The following is a 5901-nucleotide window of genomic DNA, read 5'->3' as shown; positions in this document are numbered from 1 at the left end:
CCGGAGCGCGCGCAGCGCTCCCGGCCCACCACGCCGCCGCCGGCCGGCCGGACCGCGGACCCGACGACGCCAGAGCCCGATCCGGGCCGCAGCTGCGCGGAGCCGGAGAGCCCGTCGTCGACCGCCTCGTCGCGGGCGACGGTGTCGGCGCCGAGCGGCACGCCCTCCGGTTCCCGGTCCTCCTCCCCCTCCGACTCGCACCCACCCCGACGCCCACCGGCAGCGTGAGCGAGGAGGGGGAGGTGGAGCGCACGCTCCCGGAGGGGACGGGCCGGTAGCCCGTACGCCTCGCCCGAACGGGCGACACCGGCGGCCGTACGGGCCGTGCGGCCGCCCGCGGTCGCGCCGCGTGCGGATGCGCGACGGTCCCGCGGGGGCGAGATTGGGGGCATGGCCAGTGCCCCCCTCGACGGCCGGCTCGACGCGCTGCTGCTCGGCGTGCTGTTCTCCCAGGCACGCTCGGCGCTGCTGGTCTTCGACGCCGACCTGCGGCTGCTGCGCGCCAACGCCTCCGCGCGCCGGCTCCCGGGCGTGCCGGAGGAGGCGGAGGGCATGCCCGCCGGGGACGGCGAGACCGTCGGGGAGAAGAGTGCGGAGGGCGCGGAGCACCCGGCACCGGCCGCGCCCGCCGGGGCCCCGGCCGCCCGGGACGTGGGTGCGGTCGCCGACGGGGCCGAACTGGAGCGGCTGCTGCGGCACGTGCTCACGACCGGCGACCCGGTACGGAACGTGCGCATGGCCGGCGGCGACGGCGACCAGCGGGTGCTGTCGGTCTCCGCGTACCCGCTGAACGACGGCGGCGCCCCCGTCGCCGTGCTCGCCCACGTCCGCGACATCACCGACCGCCGCCGCTCCCGCGACCGGCTGGAGCTGCTGTACGCGGCGGAGGCGCGCACCGGCGCGCTGCTCGACGTCGGCCGGGTGGCCCGCGAGCTGGCCGCGGTCGTCGTGCCCGCGCTGGCCGACACGGCGGTGGTCGACATCGTCGACACGGTGTGGCGGGGAGAGGACTCGGCGCCCGGCCCGGCGGAGGAGCTGGCGCTGCGGCGGGCGGCGGTGGCGCCCGCGGCGTACCCGGAAGGGGAGAGCGTCGGCACGCTGGTGCGCTACCCGTACGCCTCCCCCCAGTCCAGCGCGCTGACGGACCTGCGCCCGCGCCTCCTGCAGGACCCCGGGCGGGCCGGGCCCGCGAACGGCGCGGCGCCGGACCGGGGGCGCGCACCCGAGCCGGAACCCGCCGACGGACCGGGCGCGGGTGCCGCCGGGGAGGACGCGCACTCGCTCATCCTCGCGCCGCTGCTGGCCCGCGGCACGCTCCTCGGCCTCGTCAGCCTCTACCGCTCCGCCCGCCCGGTCCACTTCGACGACGCCGACCTGCGGCTGGCCACGGAGGTCGCCGACGTGGCCGCGGTGAGCCTCGACAACGCCAGGCGCCAGACCCGCACCCACGCCGCCGCCTCCGCCCTGCAGCGCAGCATGCTGCCCGTGCAGCTGCCGGAGAGCGCCGCGATCGAATCGGGCCTGGCGTACGTGCCGGGCACCTACCCCGGCACGGCGGGCGCGGGCGGGGACTGGTTCGACGTCATCGCGCTGTCCGGCGCCCGGGTGGCGCTCGTGGTGGGCGACGTGACCGGCTCCGGGCTGCACGCGGCGGCGACCATGGGCCGGCTGCGCTCGGCGATCGGCACGATGGCCGACCTCGACGTGCCGCCCGACGAGCTGCTGACGCATCTGGACGCCCTGGTGGCCCGGCTGATGGACGAGCCCCCCGACCCGTTCGCCGACCCCCGCCGGAACCGCCGGCCGCCCGCGGCGACCTGCGTGTACGCCGTGTACGACCCGATCGCCGTGCGGGTGACCCTGGCGCTGGCGGGGCATCCGCCGCCGTTCGTCGTCCGGGCGGACGGCGGCACCGAGGTCGTCGACGCGGCCACGGGACCGGCGCTGGGCGGCGGCGACGGTACGTTCGAGAAGGCCGAGCTGGACCTCCCCGAGGGCAGCCTGCTCGCGCTCTACACCAACGGCATGCTGCCCGGCCCGCCCGAGAAGTCGCTCCCCCGGCTGCGCCGCGCGCTCGCCGATCCGCAGCGCCCCGTGCAGGACATGTGCGACGCCGCCGTACGCGACCTGCTGCCGGCCCGCCCGAACGACGACGCGGTGCTGCTGGCCGCCCGGCTCAGGGCGCTGCCGCCGGACGACGTGGTCTCGGTGCGGCTGGAGGCGGCCCCCTCGGCCCTCTCCGACGCCCGCGACCTGGTGCGCCGGCGGCTCACCGGCTGGGGCCTGCAGGAGCTGACGCTGCCCACCGAGCTGATCGTCAGCGAACTGCTCGCCAACGCGGTCCAGCACGCGCCCGGCCGCATCGGGCTCAAGCTCATCCGGCAGTCGGTGCTGATCTGCGAGGTCTCCGACACCAGCCACGCCGCGCCGCATCTGCGGCACGCCACGAGCAACGACGAGGGCGGGCGCGGGCTGTTCCTGGTCGCCCAGCTGTCGCACCGCTGGGGGGTCCGCTACGGCGCCGGCGGCAAGGTCGTCTGGACCGAGCAGGAGATCCCGCGCAGTTGAGCGCTTTGTGAGGTAGCTCACATCGCCCTCATGTCACATTCGGACCGCCGTTCCTGTCCTTAGGGGTGAGTGCACCAGGGAGGCAGGAGCAACAGCATGTCCGTAAGCCAGACGGAAGACTCATCGCGTGGTGCGATGGGTACCCGTCCGCCCACCCGGGCATCGTCCGGCGAGCGCTTCGCCGACTGGACCGACAGCCGGCTCGGGCTGCACGGCGCCGGACGCAGGTACGCCAGAAAGGTCTTCCCGGACCACTGGTCCTTCCTGCTGGGCGAGGTCTGCCTCTACAGCTTCATCGTCATCATGCTCACCGGCGTCTACCTGACGCTGTTCTTCAACCCCTCGATGACCGAGATCGTGTACCACGGCACGTACGAGCCGATGAACGGCGTGCGGATGTCCGAGGCGTACGCCTCCACGCTGGACATCTCGTTCGACGTGCGCGGCGGCCTGCTGGTACGTCAGATCCACCACTGGGCCGCGCTCATCTTCGTCGCCGGCATGGTCGTGCACATGATGCGGCACTTCTTCACCGGCTCGTTCCGCAAGCCGCGCGAGATCAACTGGGTGTTCGGCTGGACGCTGCTGTTCATCGGCCTCTTCGAGGGCCTCCTGGGCTACTCGCTCCCCGACGACCTGCTCTCCGGCACGGGGCTGCGGTTCGTGGAGGGTGCGACGATCTCCACCCCGGTGATCGGTACGTACCTGACGTTCTTCCTCTTCGGCGACGAGTTCCCCGGCCACGAGATCATTCCACGCTTCTACGCCCTGCACATCCTGGTGCTGCCGGGGCTGATGGTCGCGCTGCTGACGGCGCATCTGATCCTGGTCTTCTACCACAAGCACACGCAGTGGGGCGGCCCGGGCAAGACCGAGAAGAACGTCGTCGGCGCGCCGTTCATGCCGGTGTACGTGGCCAAGGCCGGCGGCTTCTTCTTCCTGGTCTTCGGCGTCATCACCTTCATCGCGGCGGTGGCGACCATCAACCCCATCTGGAACGTGGGCCCGTACCGACCAGACCAAGTGTCGACGGGGGCCCAACCGGACTGGTATCTGGGCTTCGCCGAAGGCATGGTGCGCGTCATGCCCGGCTGGGAGATCAACGCCTGGGGCCACACCCTCGCACTCGGGGTGTTCATCCCCGTCGCCCTCTTCCCGCTCATGCTGGTCATCATCGGTGCGTACCCGTTCATCGAAGCGTGGATCACCGGGGACAAACGCGAGCACCACCTGCTGCAGCGGCCGCGCAACGTGCCCGTAAGGACGGCGCTCGGCACCTCCTGGCTGTCGCTGTACCTCCTGTTCCTGATCGGCGGCGGCAACGACATCTTCGCCACGCACTTCCATCTCGCGGTCAACCACGTCACCTGGGGTCTGCGGGTCGCGGTCTTCGTGGTGCCGGTGCTCACGTTCATCATCACCAAACGGATCTGCCTGGCGCTGCAGCGGCGCGACCGCGACAAGGTGCTGCACGGCCGCGAGACCGGCATGATCAAGCGGCTGCCGCACGGCGAGTACATCGAGGTGCACGAGCCGCTGTCGCCGGCGGAGCTGCACAAGCTCACCTCGCACGAGCAGCCGCAGCCGTACGAACTCGGCCCGGAGACCGACGACAACGGCGTCCGCCGGCCGCCCGTGGGCATCGCCAACAGGGTGCGCGCCAAGCTGGCGCACAGCATGTTCGGGCCGGGCACGCACATCCCGAAGCCCACCATCGAGGAGTACCGCGCGGTCGCACACGACCACGAGCACGAGGAACTGCCCGGCGGCGATTCCCGCGAGCTCGAGACCGCGGAAGAGAGCCCGGGCGGCCCCTCTTCCGGATGAGGTACGGCCCCCCGACGGCCCTCATCCGACGCTGAGGCAGGCCCCCGACCGGGTGGGGCGCGGACCCCCGACCGCGCCCCACCCAACTTCTTTGGTTAGGCTACCCTAAGCTTCATCGAGCGAGGGGTGGCGACGGGCGTTGAGCATCGAGGTGTACCGGGACTCCTGGGGCATCCCCCACATCCGCGCCGCCGACCCGCGTGAACTCGCCTACGCCCAGGGCCGCAACGCCGCCTTCGACCGCGCCTGGCAGCTGGAGACCGAGCGGCACCGCGCCGCCGGCACCGCCGCCGCGTTCCTCGGCGAGGCCGCCCGCGGCTGGGACGTGTTCGCCCGTCGCGTCCGCCTGGACGACACCGCGCGCCGCTGCTTCCGCCGGCTGGCCGAGCAGGACAAGGAGACCGCCGGCTGGCTGTCGTCGTACGTCGACGGCGTCAACGCCGGGCTCGCCGAAGGGGCCGCGCGGGCGCCGGAGTTCTCGGCCGTGCGGCTCGCGCCCGGCCGCTGGGCGCCGTGGACGCCGCTGGCCGTGTGGCTCTCCACCCACATCCTCTTCGCCGGCTTCCCCGCCAAGCTGTGGCGCCGGCTGGTCGCCGAGCGGCTGGGCCCGGACGCGGTGGAGCTGTTCGCCACCGACGGGCCGGGCACCGCGGGCAGCAACGGCTGGCTGGTGACCGGCGAGCGGACCGCCGGCGGCGGCGCGCTGCTCGCCGGGGACCCGCACCGGTTCATCGAGAACCCCGGGGTGTACCAGCAGATCCACCTGGCCTGCCCGGAGTACGACGTCGTCGGCTTCGCCGTCCCGGGCGTCCCCGGGCTGCCGCACTTCGGCCACACCGGCGGCGTCGCCTGGGCGATCACCAACGCGATGGCCGACTACCAGGACCTCTACCGCGAGCGGCTGCGCCGCCGCGCGGGGCGCGTCGAGGCGCTGGGCCCCGACGGCTGGCGCCCGGCCGCGGCGCACACCGAGACGGTCGAGGCGGCCGGCGCCGGCCCGGTCCGGGTCGAGGTGGTCGAGACCGCCCGCGGCCCGGTGATCGCGGACGGCCCGGAGCCCGGCGCGGACGGCGAGTGGGAGGCGCTGAGCCTGCGGTACCCGCCGCGGGTCTACGGGGAGCTGGGCTTCTCGGCGCTGCCCGCGCTGCTCGCGGCCCGCCGCGTCGCCGACGTGGACGCGGCGCTGGACGGCTGGGTGGAGCCGGTCAACGTGGTGCTCGCCGCCGACACCGGGGGCAGGCTGCTGCACCGCGTCGCCGGGACGGTGCCGGTGCGCGACCGGGCCAACCTGCGGGACGCCGTACCCGCGTGGGAGTCCGCGTACGAGTGGCGCGGGCGGCACGCGCCGATGCCGGCCGTGCCGGTCGCCGGCGGGCTCGCGGTGATGGCCAACGAGCGCGGCCCGGCCGGCCCGTTCGGCGCCGAGTTCGCCCCGCCGCACCGGGCGGAGCGCATCCGCGCCCTGCTGGCCGGCGGCCGGCGGTGCCGCCCCGGGGACATGGCCGC

3 protein-coding genes are annotated in these 5901 nt (G+C 74.4%); all 3 read left to right on the top strand.

The genetic code is table 11. The annotated features are described in order from the left end of the window. The first annotated feature begins 390 nt into the window (after positions 1-390). A complete protein-coding gene (locus ABD317_RS32700; RefSeq protein WP_344294791.1) occupies positions 391-2568 on the top strand; it encodes an ATP-binding SpoIIE family protein phosphatase in 2178 nt (725 codons plus the stop codon). A 135-nt stretch (positions 2569-2703) separates the two neighbouring features. Then, positions 2704-4395 carry a cytochrome bc1 complex cytochrome b subunit gene (gene qcrB / locus ABD317_RS32695; RefSeq protein WP_344294789.1) on the top strand — a complete coding sequence of 564 codons (1692 nt, stop codon included), beginning with the start codon at positions 2704-2706 and terminating at the stop codon, positions 4393-4395. Positions 4396-4534: 139 nt separating this feature from the next. After that, a partial coding sequence (locus ABD317_RS32690) for a penicillin acylase family protein (RefSeq protein ID WP_344294787.1) occupies positions 4535-5901 on the top strand: 1367 nt, incomplete at its 3' end.

The sequence above is a fragment of the Streptomyces synnematoformans genome, assembly GCF_039531005.1.
Classification (GTDB): Bacteria; Actinomycetota; Actinomycetes; order Streptomycetales; family Streptomycetaceae; genus Streptomyces; species Streptomyces synnematoformans.
Note: the sequence above shows the minus strand (reverse complement) of the source record. Positions and strands in the feature narration are given on the sequence as shown.